Genomic DNA, 25519 nt, shown 5'->3' on the forward strand with positions numbered 1-25519 from the left:
TCCTTATTTCTTTAAAACACTTTTTAGTTCTTGAAAATCCAAGACACGTAAGACCAAAACCAAGCCACCGTAGACTAGGAAGCCAAGCAGAGAATAGATCAAGACATTCACAACAGACGAGAAGTGCATGAAAGCTTGTACAGAATACAAGGCGCCGTACATCAGGAGTGCTGCTAGAAGTATTTTCAGCATAGATGGAAAGATCTTGACCTCTTTTAGATACGAACGTGTAAAGTAGAGTTGGATCAGCCAGACCAAACCTTCAGTCGCAACAGATACAATTGAAGCTCCAATATAGCCCAGAGGCGGGATCAAGAGGAGATTCAAGCCCACACTAAAAACAGCTGGAATAGTTGTTGATAGCATAAATTCACGATTCTTATTGTGAGGAATCAAGATTTGAATTCCCATGATATTGGTCCAGCCAATAAAGAACATTCTAAAGACCATGATGGCAATCGCATAGCGAGCATCTTGGAAGTCTTGCCCCAGGAAAAAATTGACAAAATCTTTGTTAACAATTAAAATCCCCGCAATCATCGGGAAGATAACCAAGTTATACACTAAGAAAGACATTTCATGTAACTTGTTAACCGCCTTTTGATTACCTGATGAGAGGAGATTGGAAACCCGAGGCAACATGACACTACCTAGCGAAGTTACCAAGGTCAATAAAATATTCAATAATTTCAAGGCTTGATCATAGATCCCGACATCCTTGGTCGAAGACAAGGCACCTAACATAGTGCGATCTAGCGTGATGTAGAGCGAAATGGCAATCTGCGGTAGAAACAAGAGAATGACTGGTTTGATATGCTCTTTGGCATAGGCTATATCCAGATGCGGCTTGCGAATGTGCTCCCGAGCAGGAAGCCACATACTCAACTGCCCTAGTAGATCATAGGCAACCAAGAGGATGATATACAAGTACAAGTCGGATGGTTTCTTAACAAATAGGAATATCGAAACAACCCCTAAAAGTTTGACCATTGTGTTACGAGCTGTGATTTTTTTGAAATCTTCTAACCCTTGAAAAAGCCAAGAAATATCAAAACCACGAGACAGCAAACTAAAGCCAAGTATATAGGCAATTGGATTGTTCATCGACGGTACAAGCAAGCAGACAATGATATACAGAGTAACCGCTAAACAGGTTGAAAGGACTTGTAAACTGTAAATACCCCAGAAGGTCTTTTCAACTTCCTTACGATGGCTAGAAATTTCCTTGGTCCCATAATTCGCTACTCCCAGCGTCGCTAGTAGGATAAAATAAGTCACGATAGAGTTATAGTATCCGTAAGATCCCAAATCATCCGAAGAGAAAACTCGGGTGATATAGGGAGTTGTAATCACTGGTAGGACGATGACAAGTAACTGATAGGACAGATTGTACAAGTAATTTTTTAAAACTCTCACACGGCTTCCCCCATCTCAGATTTTTCTCCTTCAAATTCCATCGCTGGGATGGTAGCAAAAAGAAGGAACATAAAAATATTGTATGATGGACGAACCCAGAAGGCCTCAAACATACAATTGACTGTTACTAAGGCCAGGCAGGTTAACAATAAATAGTTCTTCCTACGATAGAGAGTCCAAGACTGAACCATGTATAGGCATACCAACATAACAACTGGAATCAAACCGTAAGTAAATAACATTTGTACATAAGACGAATCCACATAGTCATAGTTCAAAACCGTTTCTGTCTTTCCTCCATATCCAACAAAGGAAATTCCACGAATTCCAAATAACTGTACGCCATATTTCTTAAGCGCTTCATGTCCCAAATACAATCGCATTCCGAAAAAGTTATTCAGAGAAACATATATTGGATGAGACCAACTAAACTTGTTGGATAGATAAATCATGACCGAAGAAGCGATACCAGCCGAAAAAGGCAGTAGGGAAAATAAACGCCATTCAGTCTTGTTACGATAATAAAAGTATAGAAAAATTCCTGTTGCTGCTAAGATGGAGCCTGCATTTAAACGGGCATCACAATAATAAATAATAAAGGCCGCCAAGGCTACACCTGATAGGGTTCTCAGGAAGATAAACTTCTTTCTAAGGAGATAGGAAAGGGCAGTAAAGAGATAGAAACAATGAGAAGCAAAGTCGGTTGGATAGATAAAACCAAAAGAGTTACGTACAACCACTCCCACGGGGCGAGTTTGAACAAACTGTAAATTAGGAATAACATTGACTAACGATAGTAAAATAATAAACACTATAAAAGATAAACTCGTCCAAGTATAAATTTTAAGTATCGACTCTAAATCTGCTTTATAAAGAAAAACAATCAACAGCAAAAACATTAAACCATTTAAGTTTCCTGCCTTATAATAAACCATACTTCCAACTAAAATGAGGGTAGGTGCAAATATTAAAAAACTCAAAGAATAGCTACGAATATATAAAAAACGCACAGCTAGTAACATGATTGCAAAGAAAGGAACAAAATTAGGTATACTAGGTAATACAGGTGCTAACATTGAAGTGTTTATCATATCTATAGAAATTATCACAAATAAAACTGCTGTCACGAGCAATTTATCACGTTCTATCTTTAACATCTTCATTTTCCTTTTCTAATTTCTGAACTTTTTTCATTCAGTCGTTTATTTTTTCCACTTTTTAAAGTAATAATAGAGGCGTGGATACCTGCTAATCAAGACATAGAGAATCTTACGTTTCTTACTAACTCTAGCATTCTTCAAGACAAGAGGCAAATAGGGTCTCGTCTTCTCCTGAAGTCGCTTGAACTCTGCTGGATCTCCGTCACGAATCATCGTAAAGATAAGAAGACTTCCTGTAAAGAAGCGAGAAATAATGGCTGCTTGGAGTTCCGAATTCTCAGGATAGGTTGCATTCACAACCTCTTTTAAATGATCGATTGCTTCATAAAACTCATATTGTTTAGGCGTGAAGGCCGAGGCAGTAATGCTACCCGGTCTATGGTAATAATGGTAAATCGGAAGATGAAACAAGGCCACAGATTGGGCTTGGTTGAGATGCTCACTGATGACATAGAGGTCTTCGTAGATGCGCCCCTTGGGGAAGGGAGCTTTCTCCAGAAGTTCTTTCCGATAGAGTTTCCCGCAAGCAGAGACCGTCACAAGGTCTCCGTAGAGCATCTCAGTCAGAGCCTTCGCCTTATCATAGACTTTAACCTGGTCTAGATCAATCTGATCCAAGTGAAAATTCTGATAACGATGATAGTAGGCTGTCGGCTCTACTTTACCACTAACCATATCTGCTTGGGTCCGACCTTGTAGCTCTGCTAACAGTTCCAAGGCGTAAGGTTCTAAATAGTCGTCCGGATCTAGGAAGGTGATCCAGTCACCCTTGGCTTTCAAAACCCCATAGTTGCGAGCATCAGATAAACCACCGTTGACCTTGTGGTAGCTAGTCACCCAATCATACTGCTGGGCATACTGGTCACACAAGAGACCTGATCCATCACTCGATCCATCATCGACCAAGAGGACTTCCATATCCTTGTAAGTCTGATTTTCTAAACTCTCCATGGCATAATGAAGGTAGTCCTCCACATTGTAAACAGGCACAATTACCGAAATCATCTTTTCTTCCTCTTACTTAGTTTTACTGTTTAAATCTCAAATGAACTTTTATCTGGAAGCAGTTGGTCCATAGCCTTGACGAAGTCTGCCATCACCTGTTCCTCATCTTGAACGTTGTGTCCGTCATTGATACACATAATTTGGTATTTACCAGAATTCAGTAGCTTCCAAAAATCTGGTCCGGCATTATCCAAAGAAAAGAGTCCCCCTAACTTAGGATTTCCGATAGCGTATTGACCACTAGCGATCTGCCAATATTTAAAGAGCCAAACATTGGTATCAGAGGGACTTCTGAAGCGACTCGCTGAGGTTGTCTCCAAAACTGCTTTTTCCTTTTCCCATACCAAGTCCATTGTTGATTTTAGTAGAGGATAGGGCAGATGACTCTCCCAGAAACCACAGATAAACTTAGTAGTTCCATATAGTAGGGTTTTGATAATTTGTTTAATTCCATGCTTAAAGGAAAGAAATTGTCCATTCCTAAAAATTTCTTCCTTTGTAAAATGGCTAGTGATAATTCCCATATCATTCATTTGGAAATGACCAGTTCCATATCTCTCCGTTGTAATAGGAGCTAAAGCTGTAACATACTTTGGCAAACCATCTTCCGAGAAAAAGTCTATCGGCTCAACTGGAGCCGTCAAATACATATCATCATTAAAAAAGACAAAGTGCTCAGAGAGTCCAGGGATTCGATGGATATTGCTTTCAATAGGATTAGCAGAAAAAACTGGTAGATAGTCATTACAGATAATCTCTGTATGATCTACCAAGACCAATTTTTCACTGTTTAACTCTAACCAGCTTGGCTTTTGCTGGTCAGTCACAAGGTAGATCTTATTGACCCAAGGAGCAAATTTTTCCACACCTCTAAACCAGTACTTAAAAGTTCCCCATTCACGATAGGATTTCTCTGAGTTCATACCCTCTTTAAAAGTGTTTATTGAGCCATCGTATTGGGCTTTCTTTTCTCTCCAAACCAAATCATTCCCATCAACCCATGCGACAACAAAATCAATCTTTTCTACCATTCAGTCTCTCCTATTTAAAAATTCAATAGTCTATCCATCAATTTTATAGAGGTATATTGTTCAAAGTATAGTGCCTTTGCTTTATCAACTTTTTGAATAATATCATCAACCATAGGATTGAAATGTTCCATTAGCTGTGCTAGTGCCTCAAAATCCCCTGAAGGATAAAAAGTCACCAGAGATTCATCAACATAATCTCGAACAGAGGGAATATCATTCACAATGATAGGAACTCCTAGAGACATTGCTTGAAGCATAACCATATGACCAGCGGATAAATCAATATCTTTTAACGATAGGACAAGGAAATCGGACTTAGCTAATACATCTCCAAAGGTTTCTACTACTACATCAGATAAAACTTGAATGTTTGAACCATGCGTAGGAACTCTCCATGGCTGAGTTGCAATCACACACGGCATTGAAAGGGTTGAAGTCTCCACTGCCTTGACTAAAGTCTCATAATCTCGGTTACTACCTCCACCTGAAAAGATATACTTAGTTGGTAAAGAACCTTGATAAGTTAGTTGATTATCATAATCTAAGCCGTAATGAATAAATTTAAATTTCTCCTGAAATTCTGGAAAGAGTTCCGAATAATAATGAATTTCTTTTGAACCATAGACTATGATATTACTGATATTCTGGAAAGACTTTTTCACAAGTTGCTTTCGTAAATAATAATAGATTTTATTTTTCTTATTCTCAAACAAAAACCCTGCTAATGTAATTTCCTTGCCACTTTTATTTAAAATTCCTAAAAAGATACCTACAAGAGGATTTACACAAATAATTTTCTTGACATCATATTTTATGAATTTCCGAGCATAATCATAGGACATTTTCCACATTAAAAAATGATACAAAGCACTACCGATGTATTTGAAATTACGTACTCTTCTTATAAGTGGACTTTCATAGTTGGTATAAACTACTCGGCTCCCGCCATGAAGAGATTGGTAATACTCTTCATTCTTTTTTTGTAGCTCACTGTCTAAAATGATTAAATTTTCCATTATACCCCTTATTGTAAATTATCATAAAATTCCGAGAAGTTCTTGATGTAACTCTCCAAAGAAAACAGCTCTTTTTGTCTCTGATATCCTACTCGCCCAAATTTTTCTCTTTTTTCAGAACTATCTAGTAAGAGAGAAATGGCATTAGACAGTTCTTGAGGAGAATTTGGTTTGACTAAGCAACCACTTTTGTCATCTACTACCATTTCAGCTATTCCCCCATTGTTATAACCAACAACTGGTTTTGAACAAGCCATGGCTTCTAGGACTACTGTAGGTAGGGAATCAGGTTTTATACTTGGTAAGACAAAGATATCAAACATATTATAAAGTTCAGAAGTCTTATCGTAGTAATCAATACGATGAATTTGTGACACAACAGATGAAGAAGCTATTCTCTTATCTAGTTCTTCTAAGCGCCATTCTTCACCAGGAAAAACACCTCCAGCTAGGAAAGCCACCGCTTGCTCATTCTTTTCCAAAAGTGGCTCGACTGCTTCTATGAAATCATTTTGTCCTTTGATAGCATTGACTCGACCAATCATGCCAATCACAAGTGCATCTTGCGCAATGTCAAATTTTTCACGAATAGAAGACGCATCCATTGGATAATAGACAGCATTATCGACACCGTTATAAATCACTTCCACTTGGCTATCTTTGATAAAGGGAGACTGCTTGATATGATTAGCGACCGCTTGGGACACCGTCACAATCTTGTCTGCATATCGTCCCATGAGCATATTGATAAAGTCAGAAATAGCTTTGGGTTTGACGATAATCTCATGAACATGCCAAATCAAAGGCAGCTTGAGCTTGCGTTTCAAATAGATGCCCTCCAAAACAGCCGCTGTATTATTGTGGACCATATCTATACTGTGTTCTCGAGCATAGAGGGCGATTTGCTTAGCATAGAAATTATAAGAGCGAATATAGTCGGCAATGCCTTTAGGATTAAAGTATTTTCTACGTAAAATCGGATAATCCAACACGCTGACCTGAGCCCCAACTTGGCGCAAAGCCTCGACTAAAACACCGTCATTTGGCAAGATGACGTGAGCTTCAAATTCTTTGGAATCCAATCCTTTGATCAATTCCAATAAAACCTTATCTGCTCCATACATTTCTGCACCAGCATGCAAGTATAAAATCCGTTTCATTCCCTATCCTTTAAACACTTCTTCATAATCTGACACAATCTTTTCCCATGTGAAAGCTGAGAGGATTCTTTGGCTTGACTTGAAATCCAAGTCAGCTATCACTACCTGATCAAATCCCTCTACTTCCTCAATGACGCGTGCCAACTCATCTTTTTTCCAATAAATGGCCCCGTCTTCACCAACCTCACGGTTAAAACCAACATCTAGCAACAAATTTAGTTTTGTGGATGCTAAAGCTTCCAGTAGAGAAGGGTTGGTTCCTCCAACCTCATGCCCATGTAAATAGGCAAAGGCATTTTCACGGATGTACTTGAGCAACTCTTGGTCATAGACAGTACCGACAAATTTGACCCTAGGATCTTTGTCAAAACCAGTATCCCGTAACAACTGGTCGTAAAATTTATTCTGCTCCACATTTGTGATGAGAACAAAGTCCTTTTTGGACTTGGACTTGATAAATTCACGAATCATGGCTTCGTAGTTATTTTCAGGAACAAATCGTCCCACTACTAGATAATAGCCATTTTCGCTAACTTCTTTTTCCTTATACCAATCTCGAACTTTGGCATCTTCTGCTTTCAGGATTGAAGGAGCTGTATCTGTCCCATAGGCAATATAGGTGGTCTTTGGTTGGTACTGCTTATAATCCTCTTGGATATATTTTTCAATGTTTTTACTGTCACAGACCAGTAAATCTGCATGTTTGACCATGAGCTGCTCTGAAAATTTCCAGTACTTACGAACTGGAAGGCTCCATTTTGCTCGCAACCATTCATGACCATCAGGATTCACCAGCAAAGAGCCACCAATCGCACGAATTTTTTTCTTAAGTCCAGAAATAAAAGGACCGATGCGACAAGCTAGAATGTAAAAAATGGGAGCCTCGTCCTTGTTTTCCTTAGCCAATTCAATAGCCTTGTTGACCGCTGCAATATCGTAAGCGATGGCGCGGGCCGGGCCGATATTGGGTACATCGATGTTGAAGCAAATGGCTCCATTGTGCTCAAACTGGTCTTCCGTAATGCCAGACTTAGCAGAATTTTCACGCATACAAGCAACATAGTATTGTATGTTGCTGTCTTTTTGATATTCGGTTAATTTTTCAACAAAGGTTTCAAATCCTCCATACTTAGCAGGAATCCCCTTTGAACCAATAATATAAACTGACTGTTTCATTTCTCTCCTAACAGGACTGAAGGGCAGAAATTACTTTGCCCCATCTCTCATAAATACAACTTTAACGGTCTTTAACAATATTTCAATATCTTTCCAAATAGTCCAATCATCAATATAGGCCACATCTAATTTGACAACTTCATTGAAATCCTTGATCTCACTTCGCCCGCTGACTTGCCACAAGCCTGTTATCCCAGGTTTAAAACTCAATCGACGTTTCTGTTCAGGAGTATATTTCTCATACTCATCAACTGTTGGGGGACGGGTCCCTACTAGACTCATATCTCCCATTAAAACATTCCAAAACTGTGGCAACTCATCTAGGCTGGTCTTACGAATAAAGCGACCAATGGGAGTGATACGAGGATCATCATCAACCTTAAACATACCACCTTGCATGGTATTTTGAGCTAAAAGTTCTTGTTTGCGCATTTCAGCATTCACACACATGGATCTAAATTTATAGAAAGTGAAATGTCGACCATTTTTTCCAATACGCGTTTGAGAAAAAATCGCTGGCCCACCATCTTGTCGAATCATTGGAACCAAAACAATGCTCACCAAACCACAAATAATCAATCCGACAATAGAACCGACAATATCAATGAAACGTTTAGCAATGACATGACTCGTCTTATAAAATTTTGTAGAAAACGTGATAACATTCAGCCCTGCCATCCCACGAATCTTTTTATCACTACCTAGATAGTTATTAAAAGCATTCAGGTTAACTGTCACGTCAATTCCCATTGTCTCAAAAAGTGAGATAAACTCCCCGATGTCATACTCTTCACTTGGTAGATTGATAAAAACCTCATCGACAACTTCATGAGTAGCAAAGTCTAAGATGTTCTCAGCAGGTACAACGGTTAAGGTTTGATGCTGGAAATCAGGCTGGTCTAAAACACTGACCGCCACCAAATTCCAAAAAATTTCTCCCGACTCTATCAGCCTATCGATGACTTTTTCAACCCTAGAGGTAGCTGTTATCAAGAATATCTTCTTACTCCCCTTGAGATTTGGAAAGATGCTTTTTCTATAGCGTTTAATGCATAGATTCAACAAATACAACAGAATAGAGTGTATTGTCAAAAAATAAATCATTCCTCGTCTAGAGATACTAAAACGATCTTCTAAGAAAAAATTCGAAATACTGATAGCTAAAGCAAAGAACACGATATACTTTGTCGTGTTGATAAACTCTGCTAAATAACCCCTTTTAAAAAAATCATGCCCATAATCACTGATATAAAACACAAAAAAATGAAGAATGAACAAGATAATAACCGAAGTATTTACAATCTCTGTTTCCTTAACAAAACTAAGTAAATAAGCTAATAAAATGACAAGAAAACTCTGGATTGCCGCCAAAGTAATCTTCAATCCCTTTTCTTCCATAATCTATTCCCTAAGCTAACTCTTACTTTTTTCCATAGGAGCCATAAGCCCCATATGATCCATACTTCTCAACTGAAGTATTGAGTTTATTAAGCACAATTCCTAAGAATGGTTTGCTTGTTTGTTCGAGTTGTTCTTTAGCTTTTTGGACATCACGACGATTTGTTTCACCAGCCGCAGTTACTAAAACAGAAGCGTCACACTGCTGCGTGATAATCGCCGCATCGATAACAACTCCAATCGGAGCAGTATCTACAACGATGTAGTCAAAGTACTTGCGTAAGGTGTCAATCATGGTCGCAAAATTTTCACTTTGCAACAAAGCTGTTGGGTTTGGTGATACAGAACCCGCTTGAATGACAAACAAATTTTCAACATTGGTTTCACATAAACCTTGTGATAGGTCTGTTGTGCCTGACAAGAACTCTGTTAGGCCTGTAATCTTTTCCCGTGATTTAAAGACACCTGACATGACTGAATTACGGATATCCGCATCAATCAACAGTGTCTTATAGCCCGCACGCGCGAAAGCCCAAGCAATATTGGTAGAAGTTGTTGATTTTCCTTCTCCTGGTTTGACAGAGGTAATGGAAATCACTTTCAAGTTATTCCCACTCAATTGAATATTGGTGCGAAGGGCATTGTAGTATTCTTCTGCTTTTCTTGCCAAATCTAATTTTTTTTGTGCAATTTCTAACGTTGGCATTTTTCTCTCCTATTTTAATTTATCCAAATTTGGAACTACTCCCAATAGTGCAATTTGCATCACGTCCTCAATATCTTCTGGACGTTTCACTCGTGTATCTAAGAGCTCAACTAGGAGAACTGCGACAACCATCACAACCGCCCCCGCAAGGAATCCAACCATGGTATTGCGACGAATATTTGGTGAAGATGGCGATGTTGCAGGGCGTGCTTCTTCAAGTGTTGTCACATCCGAAACGCGAGTGACGCTGATGATCTTTTGAGCCGCAACCTCTCTCAAAGAGTTGGCGATACGGCTAGCTTCCTCAGGTGCACGGTCTGTAACAGAAATCGATACAATACGCGTATCCACTGGAACTGTTACCTTGATTTTACTAGCTAGACCTTTTGGAGGAAGTTCTAGTTTCAAATCAGTCGCAACCTTCTCTAAAACGTCTTGCGAGAGAATGATTTCGCGATAGTCTTTTACCAAGTAAGATCCTGCTTGCAAGTCTTGGTTAGTCAAGCCAGGCTTATCTCCCTGATTACGATTGACCACATAAATTCGGGTCGTACTCGTAAACTCCGGCTTCACAATAAAACTACTGTAGGCAAATGCTACTGTCCCTGTCACGAATGCTACCAAAGCAATTAAAAATTTTCGTTTCCAAAGGATTTTAAGCAAGTGAAATACATCGATTTCCATCATATTTTGTTCTTTCATTTTTTCTCCTAAATCAATTGATCCATTATTATTTTTCGGGGATTATCCTTAAAAAGTTCCTTAGCCTTATCTTCACTGTATTTTTTAGCAATGATATCATAGGCTTCCTCCATATGAGGAGGTCTGTGATCCAAGTTGTGCATATCACTTGCTATCACGTGAACCAGATCTCGTTCCAAGAAATACTGGGCTCTCTTTTTCATAAATTTATAGGTTTCTCCGAAGAGTTTTGGTTTCAAAACATGAGAACTATTAACCTGGGTATAACATCCCATATCAATCAGCTCTCGCACGCGCTTTTCATTGTTTTCTAAAGCATCGTAACGTTCAATGTGGGCAATGACGGGTGTAATGCCTAGCATTAGAATATCACTCAATCCCTTATGCATATCCCGATAGGCTGTATTCATACTAAACTCAATCAAAGCATAGCGGCTATCGTTGAGGGTTGGGATTAATTTCTTTTCTAACTTCTCAACAACATCTGGCGTATAGTAGATTTCTGCCCCATAGGCAATGATTAAGTCATCCGCAACTTCCTTAGCTATTTCTCGCACCTTCAAAAAGTTAGTTGCGACTTTTTCTTCAGGAGTTTCGAACATTCCTTTTCGTCTATGCGAAGTGGAAACAATTGTCCTCACTCCTTGACTGTAAGCCTCTCTAAGAAGTTTTTTACTTTCCTCTATCGACTTTGGACCATCGTCCACATCAAAAACGATGTGCGAATGGATATCTATCATGCTACTTGCCCTCCATCACATCATTGATAGCAGCTTTGACAGCGGCCAAGCTACTTTCATCAATTTCCATCATGTAGAGGTTGCTATCAGGCATAGCGTATGAAGGAAGATCCGTGCGTCCAGTTCCCTTCAAGTCTTGAGAGTTGACTTTGTAGTTCCCACCACTCTCCAATTGAGTATTAACCAGATCCATCATGGTTTCCAAAGGCATATTGGTCTGAAGAGAATCTTGCAATCCTTGGATGATATTGTCATAGTTCTTCAAAGCTTCGGTTGAAGTTAATTTCTGAATAACAGCTACAATAACCTTTTGTTGGTTTCGACCACGGTCACGATCTCCATCTGCTAGAGAGTAGCGCTCACGAACAAAACCAAGAGCCTGCTCAGAGTCTAGATGGACATTCCCAACGGGGAAATGATACTTGCCATGTAAAGAAGTGAAATCCTGATCATTATAGACATCAACACCACCTAGAAGGTCAATCAATTTCAAGAAAGAAGTGAAGTTCAAGCGCACATAATAGTTAATATCCACTCCATAGAGATTTTCCAAGGTATGAATCGACGAGTCCACTCCATAAATACCAGCGTGGGTCAATTTATCCTTTTGATTATTCCCCCCATCCGCAATCGGAACATAGGAATCTCGAGGCGTTGTAGTCAGAAGGATTTTCTTGGTATCTCGGTTCACAGTCATTAGAATATTCACATCTGAACGCGAAACGGAACTAATCGGACCATAGGTATCAATACCACTCACATAAATATTGAAAGCTTTATTCTTCGATACCTTTGGTGCCGCAACATCCTTAGTTAATTGTTTTGTATAGATTTTTTTGATTTTTGAAGCATAATCTGGATACTCTGCTTCAATGATATTTTCAAAGACACTATTTAAGACAATTGCTTTCGTTTCGCCAGAAAGCAGACTCTTATAAGCTGCTAGATAAGAAGCACTCTGTTCAACTGTCAAGTCTTTACTCTGTGTCGTCTTAATATCCGCCACCAACTTTTGGATATTGTCATTATCTGTTTCAGTTGGACCTGTTACACTCTCTAACTGAGTCACATTATTGATTTCACTATCTTTCAAAACGACCACACTCATCGAATACTCTGAGTAGTTTGAGGTCGCATTGATATGATTGGTAAAACCGACAAACTGCTGCAAAGCATAGAGAGAAACCGAGCTAACTACGATAGCAACTGTCAAAAAGAAAACCGTAAACTTCTCGGCTTTTTTATACACTATCAGAAGGATTGCAATTACAGCAGAAATAAAAATAAGAACCGCAGTAAGGATATTGAGGTACCGAAAAGCTAAGATATTATGTTTAAAAATTAAGAACAGCAAAAAACCACTCAATAATAAATAAATGGTTGATAAAACTATATTAATATTTCGTTTTACATTCCCTAAACGAGCTCTCTTTGAACGTCTACTCATGATAATCCCCTATACACGTTAATAGTTATAAATATTATATCACAATCATGATGGAAATTCCATCCATCCTTGCTATTTTCAGCGTTTTCATTCGCTTTTGTTCTCTTAAGTTGCTCTAAAATATGAGCAAAGTTCCGAATGCCATTCTACACAAAAAGACAAGGCGCTCAGGGGCAACCTTGTCTGTGATCTTATTTTACGTGGTTTTCAAACTCTTTCTGGCTCTTTTCGATAGCCTTTTTACTTTCTTCTTCCCACTTAGCCTTGGCTTCATCAAATTGTTTCTTGGTAACAGGGTCTTTTTGTAATCTCATGTACTTATAATTATTTCCGTCACCCTTGATACCTACTAGGGAGTAGGCACGTGTAAACGGAGTTACTTTGGTTACAGAGGCTGTACCGCCATTTGACATAGCAGACATGACTAGAGAATTGTCAATCATCCAAGCTTGAGCTTCAGCGTATTTTTCATAGCGCTTAGCGACATCTTTGTTCTCAGCATCTGCTTCTTTCAGGAGTTGTGTATAGGTATCGAGCCCCAAACTCTTAATGAGCTCTTGGTCTTCCTTGGCATCAAGACCAAAAATCTTGAGATAGAAGCCAGTTTCAGCATTGAAGGGATCTAGATAAGTTGATGGATCCTGGTAATCACCAACCCAACCATCAAAGTTTAGGTCGTAGTCACGAGCTGCTGGATTTGGTGCTAAGAAAGCAACATTTCCAAAGTCATCTGTAGAAAGCTGTTGAACATCAATGACGATATTGTCAGAACCTAGTACTGTTTCAAGGGTTTGTTTAACCGAATTCATACCAGAGACCGCATTTTTATTTGTCTGATCAACAGGGACATCCAAATGGATTGGGAAAGTCACGCCTTGGGCTTCCAATTCCTTTTTAGCTTCTGCAAGTTTTGCTTGGGCCTTTTCCTTGTTGAAGTAGGCATCTTGAGCGTCTGCCAAATTGATACCTGACCACTCAGTTCCGTAGTTCACAAGCTTAGAAGCTGTTACTTCTCCAAAGGTCTTATCTCCCACCTGGACAAATGTTGGGGGAACCAGAGTATTACGAAGGGTTTTGCTCGCTGCTTCTTCACCGTTAGATTGAGCAGAGTAGGCTGTTCGATCAATACCAAAGTTGATAGCTTGACGGAAATTTTTATTTAAGATAGCTGTTTGAGCTGATTTCTTTTGTTCATCTGTTGTTTTAGCGGTATGATTATAGGTTTTGCGGTTGACGTTAAAGTTAAAGTACCAAGATGTCTTGTCTTGTAAGCTATAGACGATATTGTCTTGGTATTTTTCTTTTGTCTTAGCATAGTTCGAACTATTTGGATAGACTCCCGCAATCGAGTAAGCACCACTTTCAAAGTTTCGAATGGTCATCTCCTGATCTGACCCATCAAAGTAGGCTAACTTAACTTTTTCAATGGTTACTTTATCATGGTCATAATAGTGTGGATTCTTCACATATTCGATCGAAGATTTTGATGTGAAATCTTTTAACAGATATGGACCGTTATAAAGGATGCTGTCTGGTGTCAAGGTACCAAAATCTTTATCCTTTGATTTCAAGAACTCTTCGTTGACTGGGAAAAGAATACTATTGGTTGTCTTTGAATTCCAATACGGTTCTGGTCGAGTCAAAGTGTACTCGACTGTGTAATCATCCAAGGCTTTGACACCAACAGTTGAAAAGTCATTAGTCACACCCGTCACATAATCATTCAATCCCTTGATTGAATTTTGGATCAGATCCATGGCTTGCCCCTTGTTGTCAGCGGCATATTTGATCCCAGCGACAAAATCCTGAGCTTTGACTGAAGCATATTCCTCACCATCAGCCGTATACCACTTGGCATCTTTTCTAAGCTTGTAAGTATAGGTCAAACCATCTGATGAAACAGACCAATCCTCCGCAAGAGCAGGTACGAGGTTCCCATAGCTGTCATTTTCTAATAAACCATCTACAAGATTGGTAATAACGGCAGTGTTATCTGCATAATAATCTAGGAGATAGTTAAAAGTTGTTGGATTCGCACTAAATGTTGATGAATAAGTGCTAGTATCTGTGTTGGACTGTCCACATGCAGAGAGCAAAATCCCTGTCGCTAAGACAAGACCTGTCCCGATTAGTCTTTTTTTCAGTTTGATCATCATTCACTCCTTTATGTCAGTTTTTATAACATAACCATATTTTATCAAATTTATTCAAAAATGTAAAGTTACTGCCTTTATGATAACTGGTGTCTAAAACAAAAAAGGGAGCACAGTTTCCTGCAACTTCCTTTTCTATTTATAGATTACTTGACGTGTTTTTCAAGTTCTTTTTGGTATTTGGCATTTGTCTCGATTTTTTCTTGTTGCCATTTCTTGAAGGCTTCTTCGTATTCTTTTGCAGTCACAACGTCATTTTGCAACTCCAATCCTTTGAATACAAATGGGTCTCCCTTGATTCCGACTTGAGAGTAAGCTTTTGTAAATGGTACAGTACGGCTAACCGTTGGAGAACCACCTGAAGAAGCAACTGGGATTAAGAGCGAGCTGTCTGACACCCAAGCTTGAGCTTTAGCATATTTTTCATAACGCTTATTAAGGTCGCTGGTTTCAGCTGCAGCGTCATCCAAGAGTTTCTTGTATTCGTCCAGTCCAACTTGAGCCATCACTTCTGGATCTTGTCCGCGCTTAATCCCCAAGTGTTTAAGGGCAGAACCCTTCTTGGCATCAAGAATGTTTAGGTAGGTAGCTGGGTCTTGATAGTCTGGTCCCCAACCAGTTCCGTTCAAATCATAGTCTTTTTGAGATGGCACCTTGGCTTGAGACGTAATGCTCATCTTTTCATTATCGGTCATTTGAAGGACATCGACAATGACATTTTCAGTACCAAGTGATGATTCGATTGACTGCTTGAGTGAATTGGTTTGTTGAACCGCGATTACATCTGTTTGTTCAACGGGGATATCCAAATGGATTGGGAATGTAACACCCTTGGCTTGCAATTCTTCCTTGGCTTTAGCAAAGGCTGCCTTAGCTTTTTCAGGACTGTAAATCGTATCCTTGCCATCTGTAAGGGCTACATCTTTCCACTGGTCTCCATATGAAACGAGCTCTGCCTGTGCCAACTCTCCAAAGGTTTTTTCACCCACTTGAACGTAGTCATGAGGCACTAGGCTGTTACGGATAATCTTGTTCGCACCTTCTTCACCATTCAACTGAGCAGTATAAGAATGACGGTCAAGGGCAAAGTTTAGCGCCTGGCGGAAGTTCTTGTTGAGAAGAGCTTCTTTCGTTGAAGTTTTTTGAGCCTCGTCTGTTTTGGCTGTTTTATTATAAGATTGGCGGTTTACGTTAACAGTGAGGTAGTAGCTTGTCGCTTCTTGTGGACTGTAAACAATCTTATCTCCGTACTCTTGTTTAGTTGACTCAAAATTTGAACTTGTTGGGAAGAGACGAGCTGTTGTATAGGCACCTTGTGTAAAGCTACGAATCAAAGATTCTTGGTCTGATCCATCGTAGAAAGTTAGTTTAATATTGTCAATCTTGACATTGTCCTTATCCCAGTAGTTTGGATTCTTTTCATATTCGATGACTGATTTTGAAGTCAATGATTTCAAGAAATAAGGACCATTATATAGGATACCTGATGGGGTTGGTGCACCATAGTCGCTCCCTTTAGAATTCAAAAATTCTTCATTAACTGGCAGCATGGTTGCAGTTGTGACCTTAGAGTTCCAGAAACTTTCTGGTTTGTTGAGCGTGTATTCTACCGTGTAATCATCAACAGCCTTAACTCCTACGGTAGAGAAATCATTGCTCTCACCACTAACATACTCTGCCAAACCTTTGATAGAATCCTGAATCAAAGAAAGACCATCTGATTTTCCGTCAGCAGCATGTTTAAGCCCAGTAACAAAGTCTTTGGCCTTAACTTCAGCGTATTCTTCTCCATCAGAAGTATACCATTTTACACCCTTACGAAGTTTGTAGGTGTAAGTCAAACCATCCTTTGAAACAGACCAGTCTTCTGCAAGTGATGGAATTAAGTTCCCATACTTATCATTTTCCAAAAGACCATCAACAACGTTTGCTATAACGTCAGAGGTTGAGCTCTTGCTCGTCACACTATAATCCAAAGAAGATGGATCCATAGCGTAGACATAAGAGAAAGTCTTGGGAGCATCCGCTTTCTTTTCACTTTGCCCACAAGCAGTTAACAGTAGGGCTGCACTCAAAACAGCACCTGCTCCTAAGAGCCACTTTTTCGATTTCATAAGTAATCTCCTTAAAGATAGTGTTTTCACCATTATACCCTATTTTTTCATAAAAGCAAGAACTTTCGCCAGATTTTTTAGAAAATTCTAACAAATATTTTTTAAAGGTTTTTCTATATATTTTTCAACAAAAGAACCCCAAGCATCAAATGCTTGAGGTTCACTTATTTTAATCCGTTAGTTCCACACAGAAGGCATCCCATGGTGCTAAGGTTTGTTTTTCAACTGCTTCTTTAGCAGTAGTGTTTTCAATCAAGATTGACTTAATTTTTCCTTCTACTGAAAAGGTTTGGTTTTCATTGGACAAGTTAGCCACAACTAAGAAACGACGGTCACCGTCCTTACGGATATAGGCAAAGATCTTGTCAGCTGTATCAAGCAATTCAAAATCAGCTCGAATCAGCCAGCTGTTCTCCTTACGGATTTGAACCAACTTCTGATAGGTATAGAAAATAGAATCTGGATTTGCCAGTGCTTCTTGAACGTTGATTTCTTCGTAGTTTGGATTAACTGCCAACCAAGGTTGACCTGTTGAGAAGCCAGCGTTGTTGCTCTCGTCCCATTGCATCGGGGTACGGGCATTATCACGTCCGATGACACGGATACTGTCCATAATTTCCTCGAGCGGAACACCTTTTTCAAGAGCTTCACGCGCATAGTTGAGGGATTCAATATCTTCTACTTGGTCCAGTGTTTCAAAAGGATAGTTGGTCATTCCAATCTCTTCACCCTGATAGATATAAGGCGTCCCTCTCATGAGATGAAGCAAAATCGCAAAGGCTTTAGCAGATTTTTCACGGTATTCTTGCTCATTTCCCCAGATAGAGACGATGCGAGGAAGGTCATGATTGTTCCAGAAGAGGGAATTCCAGCCGTCTTCAACTCCTAACTCTGTCTGCCATTTGTTGAAGATTTCTTTCAACTTCCCTACATTTAACTCTTTTTGGTAGTGCCACTTAGGTTGCCCTTCTTGATATTGAAGACAGATGTGTTCAAACTGGAAGACCATAGACAATTCTTGTCCCTTTGGATCAGAGTAGAATTTGGCAATCTCTGGCGTTGCCCCCCAGGTCTCCCCTACTGTCAAGAGATCCTTATCTCCAAAGGTCGCCTGATTCATTTCCTTGAGATAGGGATGGAGCATAGGACCGTTATTGACTACTTTCCCATCAGGAATTTTCCCAATCATGTCAATGACATCCATACGGAAACCGCCAATGCCTTTATCAATCCAGAAGTTCATCATCTCGTAAATTTTCTGGCGCAGTTTTTCATTCTCCCAGTTGAGATCAGGCTGTTTCTTGCTGAAAAAGTGAAGATAGTATTGACCTGATTTTTCATCGTATTCCCAAGCAGACCCACTAAAGATAGACTCCAAATCATTGGGCTCATCCCGCCAGATATAGTAGTCTCGCTCGGGGCTGTCAGGATTTTCACAGGCCTCGACAAACCAGGCGTGTTCATCTGAGGTATGATTGACCACCAAGTCCATGATAATTCGAATGCCACGCTTCTTAGCTTCTGCGATGAGTTGGTCCATGTCCTCCATAGTCCCGAAAATAGCTGCAATCGCTTGATAATCAGCAATATCATAACCATTGTCATCCATAGGACTGTCATAAACGGGAGAAAGCCAAATTGCTGTGATTCCTAACTTGGCTAGATAGTCTAACTTACTAGTAATTCCTGGCAAATCACCAATCCCATCTCCGTTGTTATCCATGAAACTCTTTGGATAGACTTGATAGACTACGGCATTATGCCACCATTTTTCTTGCATCTGTTTACCTCATTATTTTAATAATCTATAGTCTATGATAGCGCTTTTTCAAACTTTATGCAAGCGTTTGCCTAATCTTTTTGATTTCTTTTTTAGCTCCGTAGTTTCCTAACTCCCATTTTTTTTATATAATAGAGGTCAGAGGTAAAAAAATGAAAAAACAAGCTTTTAGTTCTGAACAATATTTAAATCTACAACGCGACCATATCTTGGAGCGCATTAACCAATTTGACGGCAAGCTCTATTTGGAGTTTGGCGGGAAAATGTTAGAAGATTTCCACGCTGCTCGAGTCCTTCCCGGTTATGAGCCTGACAATAAAATCAAGCTCTTGCAAGAATTGAAAGAGCAGGTTGAGGTTGTGATTGCCATTAACGCAAGCAACATCGAGCATTCTAAAGCGCGTGGCGACCTAGGCATTTCTTATGACCAAGAAGTTCTTCGTTTGATTGACAAATTCAATGAGCTGGGAATTTTTGTTGGTTCGGTTGTCATCACACAATACGCTGGCCAACCCGCTGCAGATGCCTTCCGCAACCAGTTAGATAAAAACGGGATTGATTCCTATCTTCATTATCCAATCAAAGGATACCCGACTGATATGGATCACATCATTTCTCCAGAAGGTATGGGGAAAAACGACTACATCAAAACCAGTCGCAACTTGATTGTCGTAACCGCTCCTGGACCTGGTTCTGGAAAATTGGCAACTTGTATGTCCAACATGTACCACGACCAACTCAATGGCATCAAGTCTGGTTACGCTAAGTTTGAAACCTTCCCAGTTTGGAATCTTCCCCTTCATCACCCTGTCAATTTGGCCTACGAGGCTGCAACTGCGGACCTTGACGATGTCAATATGATTGACCCCTTCCATCTCCAAACCTACGGAGAAACCACTGTCAATTACAACCGTGATATCGAAATTTTCCCAGTGCTCAAACGTATGTTGGAACGCATTCTCGGTGAATCTCCATACGCTTCACCAACAGACATGGGTGTCAACATGGTTGGCTTCGCTATTACAGATAATGAGGCTGCTATCGAAGCTTCAAAACAAGAAATCATCCGTCGCTACTATCAAACCGTTCTTGATTTTAAAGCTGAAAAAGTCGGAGAAACTGCTGTCAAGAAGATTGAACTTCTCATGAACGATCTCGGTATCACACCTGCAGACCGTCAGGTTGCTGTCGCTGCACGCCAAAAGGCTGAAGAAACTGGCGGCCCTGCCCTAGCTCTCGAATTGCCAAATGGGGAAATCGTAACTGGTAAAAACTCTGAACTCTTTGGTCCTACAGCTGCTGCCTTGATCAATGCTATTAAAAAATCAGCTGACATCGCTAAAGAAGTTAAACTAATCGAGCCTGAAGTCGTCAAACCAATTCAAGGTCTTAAAATCAATCATCTAGGTAGCCGTAATCCGCGTCTGCATTCAAATGAAATTCTCATTGCCCTTGCTATTACAGCTATGGAAAATCCTGACGCAGCACGTGCAATGAAGGAACTGGGTAATCTAAAAGGTAGCGAAGCCCACTCTACCATCATCTTGACCGATGAAGACAAGAATGTCCTTCGCAAACTAGGCATCAACGTAACCTTTGACCCATACTACCAATACGATCGCTTGTATCGCAAATAAAAACTCAAACCTCTCCTTCATCGGAGAGGTTTTCTCTCTGTTTTAAGAGCTGTCTTTATGATATAATGAAAGAAGAAAACTGAAAGGATTTACCATGTCAAAAGAAGTTATTGTTGAAAGTTTTGAACTTGACCACACCATTGTTAAAGCACCTTATGTTCGCTTGATTGGGGAAGAAACGGGGCCAAAGGGAGACATCATCTCCAACTTTGATATTCGCTTGGTACAGCCAAATGAAGACTCTATCCCTACTGCTGGGCTTCACACTATCGAACACCTCTTGGCCAAACTCATCCGTACCCGAATTGACGGCATGATTGACTGTTCACCATTTGGTTGTCGCACAGGCTTCCACATGATTATGTGGGGTCGCCATACCAGTGCTGAAATTGCAGCTGTTATCAAGGATTCGCTCAAGGAAATTGCTGAAACCACTACTTGGGAAGATGTCCCTGGAACAACCATCGAATCTTGCGGAAACTACAAGGACCACAGCCTCTTTTCTGCTAAAGAATGGGCAAAACTCATCCTGGAACAAGGAATCTCAGATGATGCCTTTGAGCGCCATGTCATCTAAACACAAAAAGGAACCAGCTTTTAGCTAGTTCCTTCTTTTTTTATTCTCAAAATCTTGAGTTAGGCTTTTTCACGAATAACCAAAACGCCATCTTCCATATCTGCTTCCAAATGTTTAGCATCTAGATGATCCAAGTGGAAGTCCGTCACCTTATCACGAATTTGTTGTTCAACCACGCGACGGAGAGGACGAACACCCATAACTTCGTCATAGCCTTCTTCTGTGATAAAGTCCTTAGCTGCTTGGCTGACTTCCAAATCAATGTCTTTCTTAGCCAAGGTTTGGTTGACTTCAGCCAACATCAAGTCCACAATCTTAGAAAGGTCTTCCTTATTCAAGTGTGAGAACTCGATAACTGCGTTAAAGCGGTTAAGGAATTCTGGACGGAAGTATGGTTTCAAACGATCCATTAATTCTGGTTTATCTGCATCTTCTGTCAAGTTAGCTTCATAGCCAAATCCAGCATTTGATGTCGCGATAATGACCGTGTTCTTGAAGTTCACTGTATTTCCTTGACCATCAGTCAAACGACCGTCATCCAAGACCTGAAGGAGAAGGGTGATTACTTGAGGATCCGCCTTTTCAATTTCGTCCAAGAGAATGATAGAGTAAGGATTACGACGAACACGTTCTGTCAAAGTATTGCTATTGTCATCATAACCCACATAACCTGCTGTTGTACCGATTAACTTAGATACAGCTGTGCGGTCACTGTATTCAGACATATCCAAACGAATGATAGCATCCTTAGTTCCAAACATATCCAGTGCCAATTGCTTAGCGAGCTCGGTCTTACCAACCCCAGTTGGACCTACAAAGAGGAAGCTACCGATTGGGCGATTGCCTTCATCAAAACCAGCACGGTTACGACGAATAGCACGAGCCACTGCTTCTACTGCCTTATCTTGGCCGATAACCTTGTGTTCCAAACGATGAGCCATATCTTTTAGGCGTTCGATATCAGATGCCCCCATTTGAGAAACTGGGATACCAGTCATACGCTCTACGGACTCGGCCACATCATTGACAGTGGCAGTCACTTTCATGTCTTCTGTGTGGTTTTCGACTTTTTTCTCTAATTCTGCAATGCGAGTTTTAGCATTGAGAGCTGCTTCAAAGTCTTCTGCTTCAACTGCTTTTTCTTGCTTGTCTTTTTCTGCCTCAATCTCCCGTTCAACAGCATGAACATCTGTTACAGGATGTTGAGCTGCCAAGTGAGCTGCCGTTACATCGACAAGGTCGATAGCCTTATCTGGCAAGCTGCGTTGAGGAATGTATTGGATAGAATAATCCACTGCTGCTTTCAAGACTTCGTCTGGCAAGATGACATTGTGGTGTTGTTGATAGAGGTCACGAATTCCTTGAAGAATTTTAAAGGTATCCTCTGCTGAAGGAGCATTGACCTTCACTTCGTTGAAACGACGAGCAAGAGCTGCATTTTTCAAGATGGTATTACGGTATTCGTCTTGAGTTGTCGCTCCAATAACGGTCAATTCACCACGAGAGAGAGCTGGCTTGAGAATATCTGCAAGACCTTTAGAACCACTGTCTCCACCGATTGAACCAGCACCAAGGATTTGGTGAATTTCATCAAAGAAGAGGATAATATTCCCTGCTTCTTTCACTTCATTGACTAGATTTTGAACGTTTTCTTCAAAGCTGCCACGGTATTGAGTACCAGCCTCAAGACCTGAGATATCAATAGAAATAATTTCCTTGTTCTTGATGGCAGCTGGAACATCTCCGTTCACAATCGCTTGTGCTAGGCCTTCGACAACGGCTGTCTTACCAACACCTGCATCTCCGACTAGAACAGGATTATTTTTCGTACGACGTGAGAGGATTTCAGATGTTTCTTGAATTTCCTTGTTTCGTCCGATAACAGGATCCAGCTTGCCCTCACGAGCTTCTGCGGTCAAGTTACGACCTAGTTTAGCAAGGACACCGTCTTGTTTCATACCTGAAGCCTGTTGTTGCATTTGCACATCAGATTCTGCATTTCCTGGCAATTGACCAGTTGCACGATACTGAGCAAATTCCTCAGGTGTCACTTCACGTCCATTAATCAAGTAGCGACGATTTTCAGAACTATATCCTCGCATACCACCCATCAATTGGTTAAATAAATCATCCATGTTGTTAAAGTTATTAAAGTTGTTGTTCATATTCTTTACCTCGTTTATTCTTAATTATTTGCGATCTCTGATATTGACTATCTTTGACCTTTGTTTTAAAAATTTTAGACTAGCTAACTAGCTACCCTACGTATAATTTCTGGTTTTTCTTTCTTAAATAAGCCTTTTATCATCTTCTTTTCAAAATCTGTTAGATTTAACATAGGCCCCACCCCTTTCTAGGGTATCTATCATACATTTTCAATAAATAGAATCATTGAAAATGAAGTTTTCTAAGGAATTCATTTTCCTTATGTTCCTACTATATCACATTAGTCAGTAAAAGTCAATAGTTTTTTGACCAAATTTGACTATTTTTTAAAAAAATTTTTTGAAGTACAAAAAAAGCCCCTAGAAAACGAATTTTCTAGAGACTTTCTCTATCAAGTTTAAGAGAGAAGAAATATTCTCACTTACCAAGTTTCATGTTTCTTCTACAAAAGCTTAAGCTTTGCGTTTTACGAAGAATACCAATCCGCTCAATGCCAAGACTACAAATCCAAGCGCAGAAAGGATAGAGGTTGCTTCCCCTGTGTTTGGAAGTTCAGCTTTACCTTTAGTCTCCGTAGCTGGAGGTGTTGGTTTTGGATCCTCTTTTTGTCCTGGATCAGTTGGTTCTGTTCCTGGAGTTGGATTTGTTCCTGGATTATTTGGCGTTGGATCTGGTGTTGGTGCTGGATCTGGCGTTGTTCCTGGATTATTTGGAGCTGGATTTGGATTTGGTTCTGGTGTTGGTGTTGGAACAGTGTATTTATTTGTAAATACAACTTCTTTACCATCGGCATACGAAACCTTTGCAGTCAAGAGACCTTGATCATCCGCAACTACAGTGACTGTTACGGTATGCTCAGTCTTATCGTATTCAATACCCTCTTCAGTACCAACTTTTTCAACCAAGGTATAAGTATGAGTACCTGCTTCTTCGAATGAACGAACAAAGTCTACTTTACCTTCGGCAGTATTCTTAGCTGTAGCTACAACGGCGCCTTTCTCTTTCAATTCGAAAGTATAAGCATCAGCCGCAAGTTCTTTACCTTCAAGTTTCTTAGTTGCTTCAATCGTAGCTTCTACCGCTGGTGCTTTGAAGCTATTCTTGAAGACACTACCTGCTGGATATTCAACAGCTGCCTTCAAAGCGTTGGTTGCTGCATCTTTGGTTACTTTTACCACCGCAGTCTTTTCTGTATCATAAGTAATACCAGTTGCTCCAGCATTCACTTCTTTTACAGTATAAGTATACTCACCTTCTGCATCATAGTTGATTGCATTAAATGTTACTTTTCCACCTTGGTTTGTTTTTGTATCAATTTTTTGTCCATCTTTGTACAATTCAAATTGGAACTCACCATCAACCAAAGTACGACCAGTCAATTCTTTCGTAAATTCAAGTGTTGCCGATGTAGCTGTTGGAGCTGGTGCTGTATAAGTGTTTGTGAAGACACGTTCTGTATCCGCATCTTCTACAGTCGCAACCAATTGGCCTTTACCATCATCCGCAACAGTGACGAACACTTCATACGCATTTTGATCATAAGTGATTGTTTTATCGTCACCAGCTTTTTCAGTAATAGTGTAAACGTAATCGCCTGCTGCTGAGAAAGTGACGTTGAAGACAACTTCTCCTGAGGCAGTATTCTTAGCCGTAGCTACAAGGTCTGAACCTTCTTTCAGTTCAAATGTGTAAGCATCAGCTTCAAGCGCTTTACCTTTCAAGACTTTCTTAGCTTTGATTGTAGCCTGTGCAGGTTCCGCTTTATAGTCATTAACGAAAACTGGTGTTTCACTTGTAACTGTCGCGACAAGTTGACCTTCGCCATTATCTTTCACTTCTACAGTTGCTGGATGTTCTGTTTTATCATAAGTTACACCAAGTTTATTGCCAACCTTTTCTGTAATAGTGTAGTTATATACTCCTGCTGTTGAATAGCTAATTTCAGAAAAACGAATCAATCCGCCAGCAGTATTCTTTGCTGTCGCAACAACCTTGTCACCCTCTTTCAGTTCAAACTCAAACTCATCTATCTCCAGCTCTTTACCATTCAAAACTTTTTTAGCTTCAATAGCAATTTTAGCTGGAGCTGCTTTATATGTGTTTGTGAAGGTTGGGTTGTTACCTGTAACAGCTGC

19 protein-coding genes are annotated in these 25519 nt (G+C 40.0%); 2 read left to right on the top strand and 17 right to left on the bottom strand.

Annotated elements, in window-relative coordinates; genetic code table 11:
- Positions 1 to 3: 3 nt before the first annotated feature.
- The 15 genes from HMPREF2991_RS04295 to HMPREF2991_RS04365 form a co-directional block, all read right to left on the bottom strand.
- Positions 4 to 1416, bottom strand: a complete 1413-nt coding sequence (locus HMPREF2991_RS04295; RefSeq protein WP_070567279.1) for a flippase — start codon at positions 1414 to 1416, stop codon at positions 4 to 6.
- Complete coding sequence (locus HMPREF2991_RS04300; RefSeq protein ID WP_000912321.1) at positions 1413 to 2573, bottom strand: hypothetical protein; 1161 nt, start codon at positions 2571 to 2573, stop codon at positions 1413 to 1415. Before HMPREF2991_RS04300 ends, HMPREF2991_RS04295 begins: the two co-directional genes overlap by 4 nt.
- Before the next feature lie 45 nt (positions 2574 to 2618).
- Complete coding sequence (locus HMPREF2991_RS04305; RefSeq protein ID WP_070567281.1) at positions 2619 to 3581, bottom strand: glycosyltransferase family 2 protein; 963 nt, start codon at positions 3579 to 3581, stop codon at positions 2619 to 2621.
- Between the two features lie 29 nt (positions 3582 to 3610).
- Positions 3611 to 4612 (bottom strand): receptor polysaccharide phosphotransferase WefC, encoded by a 1002-nt coding sequence (wefC, locus tag HMPREF2991_RS04310; RefSeq protein WP_070567282.1) that lies wholly within the window; start codon positions 4610 to 4612, stop codon positions 3611 to 3613.
- A gap of 14 nt (positions 4613 to 4626) precedes the next feature.
- Positions 4627 to 5628, bottom strand: coding sequence for a glycosyltransferase (locus HMPREF2991_RS04315; protein ID WP_070567284.1), 1002 nt, complete (start codon positions 5626 to 5628; stop codon positions 4627 to 4629).
- 8 nt (positions 5629 to 5636) lie between these two features.
- Positions 5637 to 6788 carry a glycosyltransferase family 4 protein gene (locus tag HMPREF2991_RS04320; protein WP_070683578.1) on the bottom strand — a complete coding sequence of 384 codons (1152 nt, stop codon included), beginning with the start codon at positions 6786 to 6788 and terminating at the stop codon, positions 5637 to 5639.
- Between the two features lie 3 nt (positions 6789 to 6791).
- Complete coding sequence (gene cps2T / locus HMPREF2991_RS04325) at positions 6792 to 7964, bottom strand: beta 1-4 rhamnosyltransferase Cps2T (protein ID WP_070683580.1); 1173 nt, start codon at positions 7962 to 7964, stop codon at positions 6792 to 6794.
- A 30-nt stretch (positions 7965 to 7994) separates the two neighbouring features.
- Entirely contained in the window at positions 7995 to 9362 is a 1368-nt protein-coding gene (locus HMPREF2991_RS04330) for a sugar transferase (protein WP_000391463.1), read from the bottom strand.
- 22 nt (positions 9363 to 9384) lie between these two features.
- Positions 9385 to 10068, bottom strand: a complete 684-nt coding sequence (locus HMPREF2991_RS04335) for a tyrosine-protein kinase (protein WP_049489809.1) — start codon at positions 10066 to 10068, stop codon at positions 9385 to 9387.
- 9 nt (positions 10069 to 10077) lie between these two features.
- Positions 10078 to 10770, bottom strand: coding sequence for a capsular polysaccharide biosynthesis protein CpsC (gene cpsC, locus HMPREF2991_RS04340; RefSeq protein WP_049489810.1), 693 nt, complete (start codon positions 10768 to 10770; stop codon positions 10078 to 10080).
- Between the two features lie 8 nt (positions 10771 to 10778).
- Positions 10779 to 11510: a capsular polysaccharide biosynthesis protein Cps4B gene (gene cps4B, locus HMPREF2991_RS04345; RefSeq protein WP_049489811.1), complete on the bottom strand. Its 732-nt coding sequence runs from the start codon at positions 11508 to 11510 to the stop codon at positions 10779 to 10781.
- Position 11511: 1 nt separating this feature from the next.
- The gene (locus HMPREF2991_RS04350) at positions 11512 to 12957 is read right to left on the bottom strand and encodes an LCP family glycopolymer transferase CpsA (RefSeq protein WP_049489812.1); all 1446 of its coding nucleotides are present in this window, start codon (positions 12955 to 12957) and stop codon (positions 11512 to 11514) included.
- A 191-nt stretch (positions 12958 to 13148) separates the two neighbouring features.
- The gene (locus HMPREF2991_RS04355) at positions 13149 to 15110 is read right to left on the bottom strand and encodes a peptide ABC transporter substrate-binding protein (RefSeq protein WP_080976151.1); all 1962 of its coding nucleotides are present in this window, start codon (positions 15108 to 15110) and stop codon (positions 13149 to 13151) included.
- A 146-nt stretch (positions 15111 to 15256) separates the two neighbouring features.
- Positions 15257 to 17224, bottom strand: coding sequence for a peptide ABC transporter substrate-binding protein (locus tag HMPREF2991_RS04360; protein WP_070567290.1), 1968 nt, complete (start codon positions 17222 to 17224; stop codon positions 15257 to 15259).
- 169 nt (positions 17225 to 17393) lie between these two features.
- Positions 17394 to 19004, bottom strand: a complete 1611-nt coding sequence (locus tag HMPREF2991_RS04365) for a glycoside hydrolase family 13 protein (RefSeq protein WP_070683583.1) — start codon at positions 19002 to 19004, stop codon at positions 17394 to 17396.
- 152 nt (positions 19005 to 19156) lie between these two features.
- On the opposite strand from HMPREF2991_RS04365, the gene HMPREF2991_RS04370 reads away from it, so the two are divergent.
- Positions 19157 to 20641: a DUF1846 domain-containing protein gene (locus HMPREF2991_RS04370; RefSeq protein WP_070683585.1), complete on the top strand. Its 1485-nt coding sequence runs from the start codon at positions 19157 to 19159 to the stop codon at positions 20639 to 20641.
- A 94-nt stretch (positions 20642 to 20735) separates the two neighbouring features.
- On the top strand, positions 20736 to 21218 hold the full coding sequence (locus tag HMPREF2991_RS04375; RefSeq protein WP_000032544.1) for an S-ribosylhomocysteine lyase: 483 nt from the start codon (positions 20736 to 20738) through the stop codon (positions 21216 to 21218).
- A gap of 59 nt (positions 21219 to 21277) precedes the next feature.
- Here HMPREF2991_RS04375 and HMPREF2991_RS04380 read toward each other — a convergent pair whose 3' ends face one another.
- Positions 21278 to 23383 carry an ATP-dependent Clp protease ATP-binding subunit gene (locus HMPREF2991_RS04380; RefSeq protein ID WP_070683587.1) on the bottom strand — a complete coding sequence of 702 codons (2106 nt, stop codon included), beginning with the start codon at positions 23381 to 23383 and terminating at the stop codon, positions 21278 to 21280.
- 453 nt (positions 23384 to 23836) lie between these two features.
- Positions 23837 to 25519 (bottom strand): Spy0128 family protein (locus HMPREF2991_RS11160; RefSeq protein WP_257371865.1); only part of this gene is annotated, 1683 nt, incomplete at its 5' end.

Origin of the sequence: Streptococcus sp. HMSC072D07, assembly GCF_001814835.1 — a bacterium.
GTDB lineage: Bacteria > Bacillota > Bacilli > Lactobacillales > Streptococcaceae > Streptococcus.

Bases quoted from the DNA above. Each gene is read 5' to 3' on its own strand.
- HMPREF2991_RS04300 (WP_000912321.1), bottom strand. From the start codon at position 2,573: ATGTTAAAGATAGAACGTGATAAATTGCTCGTGACAGCAGTTTTATTT.
- HMPREF2991_RS04305 (WP_070567281.1), bottom strand. From the start codon at position 3,581: ATGATTTCGGTAATTGTGCCTGTTTACAATGTGGAGGACTACCTTCAT.
- wefC (WP_070567282.1), bottom strand. From the start codon at position 4,612: ATGGTAGAAAAGATTGATTTTGTTGTCGCATGGGTTGATGGGAATGAT.
- HMPREF2991_RS04315 (WP_070567284.1), bottom strand. From the start codon at position 5,628: ATGGAAAATTTAATCATTTTAGACAGTGAGCTACAAAAAAAGAATGAA.
- HMPREF2991_RS04320 (WP_070683578.1), bottom strand. From the start codon at position 6,788: ATGAAACGGATTTTATACTTGCATGCTGGTGCAGAAATGTATGGAGCA.
- cps2T (WP_070683580.1), bottom strand. From the start codon at position 7,964: ATGAAACAGTCAGTTTATATTATTGGTTCAAAGGGGATTCCTGCTAAG.
- HMPREF2991_RS04330 (WP_000391463.1), bottom strand. From the start codon at position 9,362: ATGGAAGAAAAGGGATTGAAGATTACTTTGGCGGCAATCCAGAGTTTT.
- HMPREF2991_RS04335 (WP_049489809.1), bottom strand. From the start codon at position 10,068: ATGCCAACGTTAGAAATTGCACAAAAAAAATTAGATTTGGCAAGAAAA.
- cpsC (WP_049489810.1), bottom strand. From the start codon at position 10,770: ATGAAAGAACAAAATATGATGGAAATCGATGTATTTCACTTGCTTAAA.
- cps4B (WP_049489811.1), bottom strand. From the start codon at position 11,510: ATGATAGATATCCATTCGCACATCGTTTTTGATGTGGACGATGGTCCA.
- HMPREF2991_RS04350 (WP_049489812.1), bottom strand. From the start codon at position 12,957: ATGAGTAGACGTTCAAAGAGAGCTCGTTTAGGGAATGTAAAACGAAAT.
- HMPREF2991_RS04355 (WP_080976151.1), bottom strand. From the start codon at position 15,110: ATGATCAAACTGAAAAAAAGACTAATCGGGACAGGTCTTGTCTTAGCG.
- HMPREF2991_RS04360 (WP_070567290.1), bottom strand. From the start codon at position 17,224: ATGAAATCGAAAAAGTGGCTCTTAGGAGCAGGTGCTGTTTTGAGTGCA.
- HMPREF2991_RS04365 (WP_070683583.1), bottom strand. From the start codon at position 19,004: ATGCAAGAAAAATGGTGGCATAATGCCGTAGTCTATCAAGTCTATCCA.
- HMPREF2991_RS04370 (WP_070683585.1), top strand. From the start codon at position 19,157: ATGAAAAAACAAGCTTTTAGTTCTGAACAATATTTAAATCTACAACGC.
- HMPREF2991_RS04375 (WP_000032544.1), top strand. From the start codon at position 20,736: ATGTCAAAAGAAGTTATTGTTGAAAGTTTTGAACTTGACCACACCATT.
- HMPREF2991_RS04380 (WP_070683587.1), bottom strand. From the start codon at position 23,383: ATGAACAACAACTTTAATAACTTTAACAACATGGATGATTTATTTAAC.